Raw genomic sequence first — 13,640 nt, forward strand, 5'->3', positions numbered from 1 at the left:
GGTGAGACGACACATAGACTTCGAGTACCTGCACAACTTCCGGGATCTGGGCGGCTATCGGACCGCTGACGGGCGCACGCTGCGCTGGGGGCGTCTGTACCGCTCCGACTCGCTGGCCAAGCTGCGGGGCGCCGACTGGGATCTCTTCCTCTCGCTGGGCGTCCGCACCGTGATCGACCTGCGCTATCCGTGGGAGATCGAGGCCAAGGGCCGGGTCCCCGAGACGGAGGGGCTCACCTACGTGAACCTCAGCGTGGAGCACCGCCCCTACGACCAGGCGGAGATCGACCCCGGCCTCGACCCCTGGCGCTACCTGGCCGACCGCTACGCGGAGGTCGCCCTCGACGGCGCCGAGGAGCTCCGACAGGCCCTGGAGGTCATCGCTTCCGGCGATGCCCCGCAGGTCTTCCACTGTGCGTCGGGCAAGGACCGCACGGGGCTCCTTGCGGCGCTCGTCCTCGCACTGCTCGGCGTCGACGAGGACGTCATCGCCGCGGACTTCGCCCTCACCGAACTGGCCACGGACCGGCTGATCGCGGACTGGAAGGCGGGTCACCCGGACCGGCCCCTGAACTGGCCCGGGTACGGGCGGGCCCCCGAAGAGATCATGCGCCTCTTCCTCGCCGACCTGACCGCCACCCACGGCTCGGTACGCGACTACGCGGTCAAGCACCTCGGCGTCGACGACGCGCTGATCGACCGTCTGCGGACGCGGCTGCTGAACTGAACCACCGCTGCGACGACGCGGCGGCTCAGCCCCGGAGCGCCGCGTACGTCCGCTCGGCGATGTCGACGACGTCGTCCGGCCGGAACTGGCCCGCGAAGTGACGCAGGCTCAGCTCGCGGTCGTCGTCCCCCTCGCGCGGCGTGCCGACGAGCAACTGATCGCAGTACTCGGCGACGTCCTGGACGATGCGCTCACACCGGTAGTAGGCCAGGGTCTGCGCGTCGATGTCTTCCGTGCCGTAGCCCCGGTAGAAGGCGGCGCACTCGGCGGCGTCGTTCCAGACGCCGCCGACACCGCCGCCGACGAACATCAGGTCACGTTCTCGCGGCGCCATCACGGGATCGTCCCAGTCGACCACCACGACCGTACCGTCGTCGGTGACCATGACGTTCCCGGCGTGCAAATCGCCGTGACAGAGCACCAGTTCGCGCTCTTTCCCGCGCAGCACCGCCGCCAACTGCTCGGCCCTCTCGACGAGGGTGGTCAGCTGCTGCCGCCGCGCCCTGAGGATGGCGGCCAACTCCCGGGCCGGGGCGTCGGGCAGGCGCTCCGGTGGCGGGTCGGTGGCGAGGTGACCGCGCACCTTGTCCCGCCATTTCGGCCCGTACGTCTCCACCCGGACCGCCGAGCGCAGGGACGGGGGCAGGCCGATGTGGTGCAGAGCCCGCACGAAATTCCCCAGTGCAGTCCACTGGTCGCGTGTCAGGGGTACGTCGAAGCCGTTGCGCCCCGCGACGAAGGGGTAAAGGACGGCGACGTACCCGTCGAGGACCGTCGAAAGCCGGCCGTGGCGGTCCTGCAGCGGCGCGATCACGCGGGCGGCCTCGATTCCGGCGCCGGCTTCGGAGGCGCCGGCGGTGACGGCGTCGGCCAGGAAGCTCTGCAGCGGTGCCGCCGTGTCGTCCGCGGCTCCGCGTCGGAGCTTCAGGAAGTACGTGCCGTCGTGCGCGGTGAGGCGGTAGGTGGCAGCTTCGGCGTCCGCGCCGGGGGCCGTCGGATCGACGTCGAGGACGTGCAGGTCATAGGCGTCGTGGACGAGCCGGATGAGGTCCCCGCTGCCGGCGCCGGGCTTGTCGATCATTGGCTCATCCCTTGCCCGCCGCGGTGCCCCGCCCCGCGACCGGCACGTCCAGCGGCCGGGCGAGGCCCACCACACCTTCGTCCAGGCGCTGCAGATGGCGCAGCACGCGGTAGGTGACGGTGCCCGAACGCGGGGCGCCGGAGCCCTCGGCCTCCAGCATCGAGGCGATGCTGGCGCCCGACTCGACCTCGCCGGTGGCCTTGTCGTCCTCCACGTACGCGGCGATGACCTCGATGTTGTGGGCGATGCGCAGGCCGGCTCGTTCGAGCCGCGGGTCGGCCGCGACGTTCTTGCTGTACGGGACGAGCTCGGCCGTCGCCGCCAGGGAACGGGCGTGATAGGCGCAGGTCTCCAGGAGCGCCACCAGATAGCGGGCGGTCCTGCGGCGGCCGCGCAGCGGGGTGATGGGGTGGGTGAGCGGCTGGATGGAGGCGCGCAGGTCGTCAAGGGCGGTGTCCAGGTCCCGCGCCTTGTCCAGGAGATCGGCCGCAGGGCCGCCGCTGAGCTGTTCGACCGACGCGGAGATGACGTCGGCGAGGCGGGTCAGGACCGTGTTCAGGAGGTCGTCGGTGCGGCGGTCGGTGTGCACCGGCAGGACGAGGACCGCCGCGATGATGCCGCAGGCGGCCCCGAGCGCTGTCTCCTCGATGCGCAGCCAGAGCACGGCGAGGCTGTAGGTGTTCAGGAGCGTGTAGAGCAGGCCCAGCATCGCCGTGACGAAGAAGGACATGAGCGCGTACGACAGGGGAGCGGTGAAGAACATCGCGAAGATGAAGAGCAGGACAAGGGCGAACGCGACCCAGGTGTGGTTGCCGACCAGACCCGCGAGCGCCACACCGGCGACCACCCCGAGGACCGTGCCCAGGAGACGCCGGTAGCCCTTGACCAGGATCTCGCCCGTGGAGGCGGTGTTGAGGAAGACCACCCAGCAGGTGAGCACCGCCCAGTACCAGCGCTGGGTGGAGAGGAACTCGCCGCCGATGATGGCCAGGGTCGAGCCCACCGCGACCTGGAAGGCGGCCCGGGTGGTGGGGCGCCGCAGCCCGGTGCGCTCGTCCTCCTCGGGTTCCGCGGTCTCCTCGGCGCCGGCGATCGCGATGTCCTCGGCGTCGAACTCCTCGCGGGAGCGGGTCGTGGCAGGTGAGTCGTCGGACTCGTCCTGGGGGCCGTCGAGGGCGATCCGCAGGCCGAGGACGGCTCGGGCGGCCTCACCGATGCCGCGGAAGACGTCCTGGACGGCCATCGAGGCCCGCGGCAGATTGTCCTCGTCGCGGTAGCCGAGCAGCCGGTTGCGTACGTGGGCCAGGGCCGTGCCCCGGTCGTCGGCGACCGGACGGCCGACAAGCAGGTGCAGCGCGTTCAGGTCCCGGCGCAGGGTGACCGTGGCGTCGTCCTCGGCACGGATGCGCGTCCCGGTCGCCGGTACGGGGGCGTGCGGCAGATGCAGGGTGAGGGTGTCCGCGCGTTCGGCGCTGCGCGCGTTCAGGAGGAGCACGCCGAGGCGTTCGGCGGCGATCTCCGCGTCCGCCACGCGGCGTTGGACCAGGGTCGCCGTGGCCGCGTCCGGGGTGCCCTCCTCGAGCCGGCCCTGGATCATCAGGGCTGTCTCGTGCAGCCGGGAGGTGCCGCGCCGCAGCTCGGTGAGGACCTTCTCCAACTGCTCGGGCGAGGCGTCGAGAAGCTCGATCTGCGTGGCAACCAGCTGCGCGAGCCGCGCCCTGAAGGCGACGCGCAGCCGTCCCAGATCACGCCCCGGCGTCTCGGGCACGACGGCGAACCGCACGATGGCGCTGCACACGAAGGCGACGCCGAGGGCCAGCCACAGACTGGGCAGGGCGGACGTCGTGGCGCCCACGAACAGGGAGACGAAGTAGACCTGAAAGCCGATCAGGCCGAGGGCGGTGCCCCGGTCGCCGAACCGGCGGCTGTAGACCGCACCGAAGATCAGGGCGATGAAGAAGATGTCGCCCGCGACGACCTGGTCGTGCAGCAGCGCACCCAGGGAGATCGCCGCGATCGCGACGGGCAGCCCGAGCGCGAGCGTGATCGCCTGGCCGCGCACCTCCTTCTCCTTGATGGCGAAGGTGGAGACCATCGCGGTCATGGCGCCCGCGACCATGTGGGTGACGTCGGTGCCGAGCAGCGCGAGGACGACGAGTGTGAAGGCGATCGCGCCGACCGTCCGCAGCCCCGCCATCAACCGCAGGAGCCCCGGGTCCGAGGCCACAAAGCGGTCCCATGTGCCGGTCCTGGTCCGCCGTCTCACTGCGCTCACACCCTCATCGCCGCTGTTCAGGCGGAGATTCTGTCACGGCGGGATACAACCGGGGCTTGAGGGTTCACAGCGTGATACGGCGGGGCCGCCGAGTGGAAGTGGGGCAAAGTCTCCGGGGCGACTTCAACGAAACACTTGAAGTCATGAATCCAGCGGATGACGAACTGACCGGGGCGAAGCCGTGCGCGGACGCCCCCGAAACCCAGGAGACACGCCGGAGGCCCACTCCCGCCCGGCGGCGCCGGTGGACGCTCCTCGCGGTGAGCGCGGCCCAGCTCCTCGTGGTCCTCGACGGAACCATCGTGAACATCGCGCTCCCCTCGGCGCAGAGCGCGCTCGGCATGTCCGACGCGAGCCGGCAATGGGCGATCACCGCGTACGCGCTCGCCTTCGGCGGGCTCTTGCTCATCGGCGGCAGGGTCAGCAGCGTGCTGGGCCACCGGCGTACGTTCCTCATCGGCCTGATCGGCTTCGCCGCCGCGTCCGCGCTCGGCGGGGCGGCCGTGAACCCCGGGATGCTCTTCGGGGCGCGCGCCCTGCAAGGGGTGTTCGCCGCGGTCCTCGCACCCGCGGGCCTCTCGCTGCTTACGATCACCTTCACCGAGCCGGGCGAACGCGGCCGGGCCTTCGGGGTGTTCGCCGCGGTGGGCGCCGCGGGCTCGGCGGTCGGTCTGGTCGCCGGGGGCCTGCTCACCGAGTACGCGGGCTGGCGCTGGTGCCTGTACGTCAACGTGCCCGTGGCCCTGCTCGCCGTGCTCGGCGCGACGTTCGTGCCGCGCGACCGGCCGGTCCGTGGCGAGGGGCGGCTCGACGTCGCGGGCGCCCTGCTCAGCGCGGCGGGCTTCGCCGCGATCGTGTACGCCTTCAACGAGGCCGAGCCGCTGGGCTGGAGCGCGCCGAAGGTTTTCGTCCTGCTCGCGGTCGGTGTCCTGCTGCTCGTGGCGTTCGCCGCTGTCGAGTTCCGGGCGCCGCGGCCCCTGCTTCCGCTGCGCGTGCTCGTCCATCGCGCCCGCGCCGGAGCGTTCGTCTCGATCACCCTGTTGTTCGTGGCGATGTTCGGTTTCTACCTGTTCATGAGCTACTACACGCAGACGGTCCTCGGTTACTCGCCCGTCGAGGCGGGCCTGACGCTGATCATCAACGCCCTGGCCGCGCTGGTGGGCGCGACGCTCGTCGCCGGCAGGCTCCATGCCCGGGTCGGGCCCGCCGCGCTGATCGTGCCGGGGCTGCTGGCCGCGGCGGCCGGGATGTTCCTGCTGACCCGCCTGACGTCGCAGAGCACCGATGTCTTCGGCCTGTATCTGGTCCCCGCGCTGATCCTGACCGGCCTCGGCCTCGGCTGCGTCCTGCCGCCCACCGCGAGCCTGGCCACCGCGGGCCTGCCCCCGCACGACATCGGCGCCGCGGCGGCGGCCTACAACGCCTCCCAGCAACTGGGCGCCGCCCTCGGCACCGCCCTGCTCAACACCATCGCGGCCGGCGCGGGCGCGTCATACCTGGCGTCCACCGCGGATGCCACGCGCACGGCGGCCTCCGTGCACGGCTACACCACGGCGCTGACGGTCGCCTTCGTGATCCTGCTGGCCGCGGCGGGGGTCAGCGCGGCGCTCCTGCGCGCAGTCCGTCCATGACCAGGTCGAGGAGGCGTCCGGAGCGTGTCTGCCAGTCGCCGTGCGGGTCGATCTGCCAGAGGCCCGCGATGGCGAGCAGGAAGTCGTCGGGGGTGACGCCGGGCCGGATGGTGCCTGCCTCCTCGTTCGCCTTCAGGAGGAGCGTGACCGCCGAGGTCACGGGCCCGTGGCCCACTCCGGCCAGGGTGCCCAGGGTGCTGGTGGCCTTGCGCATCGCGTCGGCGAGGCCCGCCTTGGCCATGGCGTACTGGGCGAGGCGGTCCATCCACTCCCGCAGGGCCTGGTCGGGTGCGCGGGTCTCCAGGAGCTGACAGGCGGTGTCGGCGACCTGCTGGACCTCGTAGCGGTAGACCTCGAGGACGAGGGCCTCGCGGTTGGGGAAGTTGCGGTAGAACGTGCCCTGCCCGACGCAGGCCTTCTTGGCGATCGTGCTGAGCGGGGCGTCCGCCGAGCGCGTGAGCTCGGCCAGTGCCACTTCCAGGATGCGCTCGCGATTTCGTTGCGCGTCCGAGCGCAGTTGTGCGTCCTTCTTCGGGTGCACTCGTCCTCCTCCCGAGAATCGCGGCCCGGGCCACTCTTGCTAAGCGGACAGGTGTCCGTTAAGTTTTGAAGCTAACGGACAGCTGTCCGCTTAGGGTCACCATACCGGCAGACCCCCCTTACGCACAGCGCCACCACTTCCCGAAGCCTCCGTCGGGACCGCCTCACGCGACGATCCCGCTTTTACGTGACACAAGCTGACTAAAGCTGACGCAAGCTGACAGAAGCGAAAGAAGGCTGATCGTGGCCCCATCGACGTCCAGCGCCATCACGCTGAACATCAACGGCGAAAAGCACACGCTGCCCGTCGACCACCGCACCACCCTGCTCGACGCCCTGCGCGAGCGCCTCGATCTGACCGGCACCAAGAAGGGCTGCGACCAAGGACAGTGCGGCGCCTGTACGGTGCTGATCGACGGCCGCCGCGCCGTCTCCTGCCTGCAACTCGCCGTCGCCTCCGAGGGACGCGAGATCACCACCATCGAAGGTGTGGCGCAGGGAGACCAACTGCACCCCGTACAACAGGCGTTCCTCGACCTCGACGGCTACCAGTGCGGCTACTGCACGCCGGGACAGGTCTGTTCGGCCATCGCGGTCATCGAGGAACACGCGGCGGGCTGGCCGAGCGCCGCGACCACGGACGTACGGCCCGAAGCGGGCGTCCCCGAACTGAGCGCCGACGAGATCAGGGAACGCATGAGCGGCAACCTGTGCCGCTGCGGCGCGTACGTGTCGATCGTCCAGGCGGTCGCGCAGGCGGCAGCCGCCGAGACCAAGGGTACGGAGGCCGTGGCATGAGGGAATTCGGCTACCAGCGGGCGCTCGACGTCCCCGGCACGGTCGCGCTGCTCGGCTCCGACCCCGACGCGCGCGTCCTGGGCGGCGGCACCAACCTCGTCGACCTGATGAAGACCGGCGTGGAGCGGCCCGGACTGCTCATCGACGTACGCGAATTGCCCCTCGACCGCATCGAGACCACGGACGAGGGCGGACTGCGGATCGGCGCGACCGTCACCAACAGTGATCTCGCCGCCGACCCCGAAGTGCGGCGCCGCTACCCCGCGTTGGCGGAAGCCGTCCTGGCCGGTGCCTCGGGCCAGCTGCGCAACATGGCCACCGTCGGCGGCAACCTCCTCCAGCGCACCCGCTGCGGGTACTTCGCCGACCTGTCCAAACCCTGCAACAAACGCGCCCCCGGCACCGGTTGCCCCGCCGTCGAGGGCGAACACCACAACCACGCCATCCTCGGCGCCACCGAGCACTGCGTGGCCGTCCACCCCTCCGACATGGGCGTCGCGCTTGCCGCCTTCGACGCCGTCATCGCGTACGAGACGGCACAGGGCACCGGCGAACTGCCGCTCGCGGACTTCTATCTGTCCGTCGGCAGCACCCCGCACCTGGAGACCGCGCTGCCCTCCGGCGCGCTCATCACCGGCATCACCCTGCCGCCGGCCCCGGTCGCCGCCCACTCCCGCTACCGCAAGGTGCGCGAGCGCGCGTCGTACGCCTTCGCCATCGGTTCGATCGCCGCGGCGCTCGACGTCCGGGACGGCGTCGTACGCGAAGTGCGCCTGGCCTTCGGCGCGGTGGCGTCCCGGCCGTGGCGCGCCCGGGAGGCCGAGCGGGTCCTGACCGGCGGCCCCGCGACCGCCGAGGCGTTCGCCGCCGCAGCGGACGCCGAGCTCGCCGCCGCCAAGGCGCTGCCCGACAACGGCTACAAGGTGACGCTGATGCGCAACCTCGTCGTCGCCCTGCTGACCGAGCTCACCGAGGAGGCGACCCGATGACGGCGCAGACCACGACGACCACGTCCACCGGGACGTCGAGCGCCCTCGGCGCCTCGTACACCCGCGTGGAGGGCCTGGCCAAGGTCACCGGCGCGGCCCGGTACGCGGGCGAGATCCCCTTCGCCGAACTCGCCCACGGCTGGCTGGTGCTGTCCACCATCGCCCGCGGCCGTGTCCTGTCGGTCGAGTCGGATCCCGTGCGCGCGATGCCCGGAGTCCTGGCCGTCCTGCACCACGGCAACGCGCCGCGCGTCGACGGGGACTACGTCGGCATGCTCGGCGCCCCCGACCCGATCGTGGAGGTCTTCCAGCACGACCGGGTGCCCTTCGTCGGCTGGCCGGTGGCGCTCGTCGTCGCCGAGACGTCCGAACAGGCCAGAGAAGCCGCCGAAGCGCTGGTGGTGCGCTACGAGGAGGAGCCGCACGACGTCGCGTTCTTCGCCGAGCACCCCGGCACGTACACGCCCGACGGCGAGAGCCACCTGGTGGAGAAGGGCGACCTGGAGACCGAACTCGCCGCGTCCGCACATGTCGTGGACGAGGAGTACACCACCCCCGAAGAGCACCACGGCTCGATGGAACCGCACGCGGCGATGGCGCGCTGGGACAACGGACGCCTCGAAGTCGTCGACTCCAACCAGGGCAGCACCTGGGTCGCGGACGAACTGGCCAAGCTGTTCTCGCTCGACCCCGCCTCGGTACGGGTCCGGTCCGAGCACATCGGCGGCGCCTTCGGATCCAAGGGCGTACGCGTCCACCAGATCCTCGCCGTGATGGCGGCGACCCTGCTCGACCGCCCCGTCCGGGTCGTCCTCAGCCGTCGCCAGCTGTTCACGCTCACCGGCTACCGCAGCCCCACCGCCCAGCGCGTCAGGCTCGGCGCCGACGCCGACGGACGGCTGCGCGCCGTCGACCACCAGGCGCACAGCCTCACCTCGACGGTCCACGAGTTCGTCGAGGGAAGCGCCGGGTTCGGGCGCCCGATGTACGCCGCCGACGCCCACCGCAGCGTCAACCGCGTGGTGCGCCTCGACGTGCCCACACCGACCTACATGCGTGCTCCCGGCGAGGCCCCGGGCTCCTTCGCCCTGGAGTCCGCGCTCGACGAACTCGCCGAGCGGTGCGGTGTGGACCCGATCGCGCTGCGCGCCCGCAACGAACCGGACGTGGGCCCCGTCTCCGGGCTGCCCTTCGCCAGCCGCAATCTGCTCTCCGCCTTCCAGGAGGGGGCCCGCAGGTTCGGCTGGGCCGATCGGGACCCGCGTCCCGGCCTGCGGCGCGAGGGGCGCTGGCTGCTCGGCACCGGCACGGCGGCCGCCACCTTCCCGGTGATCGTCGCGCCGTCCACCGCGGCCGCGACGGCGGAGGCCGACGGCACCTTCACGGTGCGGATCAACGCGGCGGACGTCGGGACGGGCGCGCGCACCGCGCTGACCCTGATCGCCGCGGAAGCCCTCGAGGTGCCCCAGGACTGCGTCCGGGTGCGCATCGGTGACAGCGACTTCGGTCCGGCGGCGATCTCCGGCGGCTCGATGGGCACCCGCTCCTGGGGCTGGGCCGTCAGGACAGCGGTCGCCGACCTGCGGGAGCAACTGGCCCTGGGCGGCGACATCCCCCCCCAGGGAATCACCGTGCGCTCCGACACCAGCGCGGCCGTCGGCGCACTCGCGCAGAAGGAACGCCACTCCTTCGGCGCGCAGTTCGCGGAGGTCGCCGTCGACGTCACCACCGGCGAGGTGCGGGTGCGGCGCATGCTCGGCATCTTCGCCGCGGGCCGCATCATCAACCCGCTGACGGCGCGCAGCCAGTTCGTCGGCGGCATGACCTGGGGCCTGTCCATGGCCCTGCACGAGGAGGCCCACCGCGACCAGGCGACGGGCGGCCACGTGGGCGCCGACTTCGCGGGCTACCACTTCGCCGCCAACGCCGATGTGCCGGTCATCGAGGCGGACTGGGTGGAGGACACGGACGCGGACGACCCGGTCGGCATCAAGGGCATCGGCGAGATCGGCATCGTGGGGGCCGCCGCGGCGATCGCCAACGCGGTCTGGCACGCGACCGGCGTACGCCACCGCCACCTGCCCATTCGCCCCGACCGTGTCCTGAACGCGGGAGGAGCACCGGGTGCTTGACATCGCCGAGGCACTGAACCGCTGGGTCCAGGAAGGCCGGGACTTCGCCGTCGCCACCGTCGTGACGGTGGGCGGCAGCGCGCCGCGCCCGCCCGGCGCCGCCCTCGCCGTCGACAGCGAGGGCACGGTCATCGGTTCGGTCTCCGGCGGCTGTGTGGAGGGCGCCGTGTACGACCTGTGCGTGCAGGCCCTCCAGGACGGCGCGACCGTGCGCGAGCGGTTCGGCTACAGCGACGAGGACGCCTTCGCGGTCGGCCTGACCTGCGGCGGCGTGATCGAGGTCCTGGTCACGCCGCTCGGCGCGGACGCGCCCGGCAGGCAGGTCTTCGCGGCGGCGCTCTCGGCCGCAGCCCACGGCGACGCGGCCGCGATCGCCCGCGTCGCCCGGGGCCCGGCCCAACTGCTCGGCAGGGTCGTGCTCGTCCACCCCGACGGCTCGTACGAAGGAGGCCTGGACGGACATCCCGACCTCGACCGTACGGTGGTGGGGGAGACCCGCGCGATGCTGGACGCGGGCCGCACCGGCGAGTTCGACGTCTCGGAGAGCGGATCGCGCTGCGGGGAGCCCCTGACCCTGTTCGTCGAGTCGTGCGTGCCCCCGCCCCGCATGATCGTCTTCGGTGCGATCGACTTCGCCGCAGCCCTGGTGCGCACGGGCAAGTTCCTCGGCTACCACGTGACCGTGTGCGACGCCCGTCCGGTCTTCGCCACGCGGGCCCGCTTCCCCGAGGCCGACGACATCGTCGTCGACTGGCCGCACCGCTACCTCCGGGACACCGCGACCGACGGCCGCACGGTCTTGTGCGTCCTCACCCATGACGCCAAGTTCGACATCCCGCTCCTCGAGGTGGCCCTGCGGCTTTCGGTGGCGTTCGTCGGCGCGATGGGCTCACGCCGCACCCACGAGGACCGCAACGCACGGCTGCGGGAAGTCGGCGTCACCGAAGAGGAGTTGGCCCGCCTGCACTCCCCGATCGGCCTTGACCTCGGGGCCCGCACACCGGAGGAGACCGCCCTGTCCATCGCCGCCGAGATCATCGCCGCGCGCAGGGGCGGCACGGGGCTACCGCTGACCGGTTCGGGCGCGCCGATCCACCATGACGCGGACGCCGGACCGCGCAAGGGAGCCACCGGGTTCCACGCCGCCTAGCAAGCCCCGGCCGGTGGCCGGCAAACCGTCAAGCGCCGCAGTCGTGAGCCGACTGCGGCGCTTGTCCGTGCTCGCACGTGGTTCCGAACTCGCGGTGCCTGAGGGTACGTTGACGCTGTCTCTTCCTCGCGTTGGGGGGCGGGGCGCCAAGACCGGCCGTATCGAGCGGCCGATCGGGTGCCCTGACCGAACCGAGAGGAGGAGATATGACCGAACGTCAGTCGTCCAAGCGGACAGAGGTGGGGCGTGAACTCGCCACACGCATCACGGCGGCCTTGATCGGCCGTGCCCTGTGGGCTGTGATCGTGGAGTTCTTCCGTCGCGATCTCTGAGGGCCTGAACAGCCCTGGACACGTTCAGCGGCGCCCCTTGGCAGCCCCCCTGTCCACGGGGCGCCGTGCAGAGTTCACGTACCAAGGCGAACGACTGCACGCGCTCGGCGAGGTCATAGACGGGTGTGACCAGCATCAGTTCGTCGGCGCCGGTGTCCTGCGCGATCCGCGCGAGCCGGGAGCCCACCGCCGTGGGGGTGCCATGGGCCTGCTGCGCGGCGAAGGCGGCCAGCGCGTCCTGTTCCCGGGAGCTGAAGCGGTGGGCCGCCGCGTCGGCCGGACCGGGGAACGCCGTGTCGCTCTGCCCCAAGAGCAGACCTGCCTTCACGACGGACATGGGCAGGGCCAGCTCGTCGGCGCGTTCCTGGGTCTTGGCGCACACCACTTCGACGCACACCAGAACGCGCGGCGCCTCGCACCAGGGGGAGGGACGGAACGCCTCGCGGTAGCGGCCGAGCGCCTCGATGGTGTTCTCGGGACGGATGTGATGGGCGATCGCGATCGGCAGTCCCAGCTCGGCGGCCAGCGTCGCCCCCGCGCGGCTCGACGCGAGGAGCCAGGGTTCGGGCAGCTCGCCGAATCCGACCTCGGTGAGGAGCTCCAGGATCGCCGACACGTCCCTGGCGTACTCCTCGTCCGTGGCAGGCCCGGCGCCCCGGCGCAGGGCGCGGGCCGTCACCTCGTGGAAGGTGCCGGGGCCGCGGCCGATGCCCAGGTCGATGCGGCCGGGATGCAGGGCCGCGAGCGTGGCGAACTGCTCGGCCACCATGAGCGGAGCGTGGTTGGGGGCCAGGACACCGCCCGACCCGATCCGCAGATCCGACGTCGCCGCGGCGGTGTGTGCCGTCATGATCGCCGGCGGGAACGTGCCGATGGCGGGGGAGTGGTGGTGCTCGGCGAACCACAGCCGGTGGTACCCGAGACGCTCCAGTTCCCGGGCCGCACCGTCGCAGGCGCGCAGGGCGTCCGAGGGCGAGGTACCCGCCTCGACCATGGCGACTTCCAACGCGGAGAGCGGCAGATCGATCATGCGCCCAGCATAGGACGGGGCGCCGTGCACGGCCTCACCTTTTCCTCCCCTCGGCCCGGCGCCGCGCCACGCGCCCGTGAGGTGAACGCGGCCTGTGTCCAAGGGGGTTGCCGCCGCGCCGCCCTCACCCGGGCGTCGGGGCGGGCGTGCGTCAAGGAGTTGGGATGCCGCCGGGCCGGGCAGGCCGTCCGAAGCGGACCGGGACACCCGGCGAGTACAGCACGCTCACCGGGTCCCCGACCGGCCGGGGCAGGCCCGCGGCCGCGACCAGATCCTCATCGCACTCGATCAGGTCGGCCCGGTGCAGCGGCCACCGCGGATGCGCGTTCGGCAGGAACATCTGCCGTCCGAAGAATGTGTTGTGCATGCCCCAGCGGGCCGTCAGGAAGTGCTCGAAATCGGTGGGCTCCTCGACCCGCTCGCCCACCCGGACCGCGATACGGCTGTGCGCGCCCCGCGGCCCCGGCCAGCGTCGCGCACTCGTGTAGGTGACGGTGTCGCCGCTGCGGCGGATACTCATCCGCGACCACTGGTACGGCAACCGGAAGGCGCCGCGCGCGACCGCCACCGGAATCAGGCGAGAGGCGTCGAGCGAGCGGAAGACGACGCCGCGGCGGCCGTGGGCGTCCACCGAGTACAGGCGGACGTTGGTCTCGGGAAACGTGCCCAGGTAGGGGATGCCCGGCAGCCGGAACCAGCCGACCCGGTGCATCCGGAACGCGACCAGGCCCACGTAGGTCACCCCGTCGTGGAGATCGGGGACCGTACCGGCCGGCAGCAGCGGCGCGACATCCGCGGGGTCCACGGCCCAGTGCACGAAGGCGAGGTCCAGCCACGACTGCGTGAGCAGCGGGTTCTCGGCGGAGGCGGGCGGATCGGCGGTTATCGGCTGCGGCGCCGCGGGGGTGAGGACCACGCCCTCAGGATCGCATGACGGAGCCCCCGGCCTGACCGC

General features: G+C 71.9%; 11 protein-coding genes. 6 read left to right on the top strand and 5 right to left on the bottom strand.

What is annotated here, in order from left to right:
* Position 1: 1 nt before the first annotated feature.
* Positions 2-727 carry a tyrosine-protein phosphatase gene (locus tag AB0M70_RS10685; protein WP_365818553.1) on the top strand — a complete coding sequence of 242 codons (726 nt, stop codon included), beginning with the start codon at positions 2-4 and terminating at the stop codon, positions 725-727.
* 25 nt (positions 728-752) lie between these two features.
* Here the strand turns inward: AB0M70_RS10685 and AB0M70_RS10690 are convergent, their stop codons facing one another.
* Entirely contained in the window at positions 753-1,808 is a 1,056-nt protein-coding gene (locus AB0M70_RS10690) for an aminoglycoside phosphotransferase family protein (protein ID WP_365818555.1), read from the bottom strand.
* A gap of 4 nt (positions 1,809-1,812) precedes the next feature.
* On the bottom strand, positions 1,813-4,005 hold the full coding sequence (locus tag AB0M70_RS10695) for an FUSC family protein (protein WP_365818801.1): 2,193 nt from the start codon (positions 4,003-4,005) through the stop codon (positions 1,813-1,815).
* 221 nt (positions 4,006-4,226) lie between these two features.
* On the opposite strand from AB0M70_RS10695, the gene AB0M70_RS10700 reads away from it, so the two are divergent.
* Positions 4,227-5,714, top strand: a complete 1,488-nt coding sequence (locus AB0M70_RS10700) for an MFS transporter (protein ID WP_365818557.1) — start codon at positions 4,227-4,229, stop codon at positions 5,712-5,714.
* Here AB0M70_RS10700 and AB0M70_RS10705 read toward each other — a convergent pair.
* Complete coding sequence (locus AB0M70_RS10705) at positions 5,680-6,255, bottom strand: TetR/AcrR family transcriptional regulator (protein ID WP_365818559.1); 576 nt, start codon at positions 6,253-6,255, stop codon at positions 5,680-5,682. The two genes, AB0M70_RS10700 and AB0M70_RS10705, sit on opposite strands and share 35 nt — an antisense overlap.
* 242 nt (positions 6,256-6,497) lie before the next feature.
* Here AB0M70_RS10705 and AB0M70_RS10710 point away from each other — a divergent pair, with 242 nt between their 5' ends.
* From AB0M70_RS10710 to AB0M70_RS10725, 4 genes are read left to right on the top strand one after another with little or no spacing between them, the layout of a single operon-like run.
* Positions 6,498-7,052 carry a 2Fe-2S iron-sulfur cluster-binding protein gene (locus AB0M70_RS10710; protein WP_365818561.1) on the top strand — a complete coding sequence of 185 codons (555 nt, stop codon included), beginning with the start codon at positions 6,498-6,500 and terminating at the stop codon, positions 7,050-7,052.
* Positions 7,049-8,041, top strand: coding sequence for a xanthine dehydrogenase family protein subunit M (locus AB0M70_RS10715; RefSeq protein WP_365818563.1), 993 nt, complete (start codon positions 7,049-7,051; stop codon positions 8,039-8,041). Before AB0M70_RS10710 ends, AB0M70_RS10715 begins: the two co-directional genes overlap by 4 nt.
* Complete coding sequence (locus AB0M70_RS10720; RefSeq protein ID WP_365818565.1) at positions 8,038-10,173, top strand: xanthine dehydrogenase family protein molybdopterin-binding subunit; 2,136 nt, start codon at positions 8,038-8,040, stop codon at positions 10,171-10,173. The genes AB0M70_RS10715 and AB0M70_RS10720 overlap by 4 nt, the downstream gene beginning before the upstream one ends.
* Entirely contained in the window at positions 10,166-11,323 is a 1,158-nt protein-coding gene (locus AB0M70_RS10725; RefSeq protein WP_365818567.1) for an XdhC family protein, read from the top strand. The genes AB0M70_RS10720 and AB0M70_RS10725 overlap by 8 nt, the downstream gene beginning before the upstream one ends.
* A 264-nt stretch (positions 11,324-11,587) precedes the next feature.
* Here the strand turns inward: AB0M70_RS10725 and AB0M70_RS10730 are convergent, their stop codons facing one another.
* Positions 11,588-12,685, bottom strand: a complete 1,098-nt coding sequence (locus AB0M70_RS10730; protein ID WP_365818569.1) for an LLM class flavin-dependent oxidoreductase — start codon at positions 12,683-12,685, stop codon at positions 11,588-11,590.
* Positions 12,686-12,836: 151 nt separating this feature from the next.
* Positions 12,837-13,601 (bottom strand): DUF2071 domain-containing protein, encoded by a 765-nt coding sequence (locus tag AB0M70_RS10735; protein ID WP_365818571.1) that lies wholly within the window; start codon positions 13,599-13,601, stop codon positions 12,837-12,839.
* Positions 13,602-13,640: the final 39 nt, after the last annotated feature.

The organism is Streptomyces sp. NPDC051214 (genome assembly GCF_040682375.1).
Classification (GTDB): Bacteria; Actinomycetota; Actinomycetes; order Streptomycetales; family Streptomycetaceae; genus Streptomyces.

Excerpts from the sequence above, each read along its gene's own strand:
- AB0M70_RS10690 (WP_365818555.1), bottom strand. The coding sequence starts at position 1,808 with ATGATCGACAAGCCCGGCGCCGGCAGCGGGGACCTCATCCGGCTCGTC.
- AB0M70_RS10695 (WP_365818801.1), bottom strand. The coding sequence starts at position 4,005 with ATGGCGGGGCTGCGGACGGTCGGCGCGATCGCCTTCACACTCGTCGTC.
- AB0M70_RS10700 (WP_365818557.1), top strand. The coding sequence starts at position 4,227 with ATGAATCCAGCGGATGACGAACTGACCGGGGCGAAGCCGTGCGCGGAC.
- AB0M70_RS10715 (WP_365818563.1), top strand. The coding sequence starts at position 7,049 with ATGAGGGAATTCGGCTACCAGCGGGCGCTCGACGTCCCCGGCACGGTC.
- AB0M70_RS10720 (WP_365818565.1), top strand. The coding sequence starts at position 8,038 with ATGACGGCGCAGACCACGACGACCACGTCCACCGGGACGTCGAGCGCC.
- AB0M70_RS10730 (WP_365818569.1), bottom strand. The coding sequence starts at position 12,685 with ATGATCGATCTGCCGCTCTCCGCGTTGGAAGTCGCCATGGTCGAGGCG.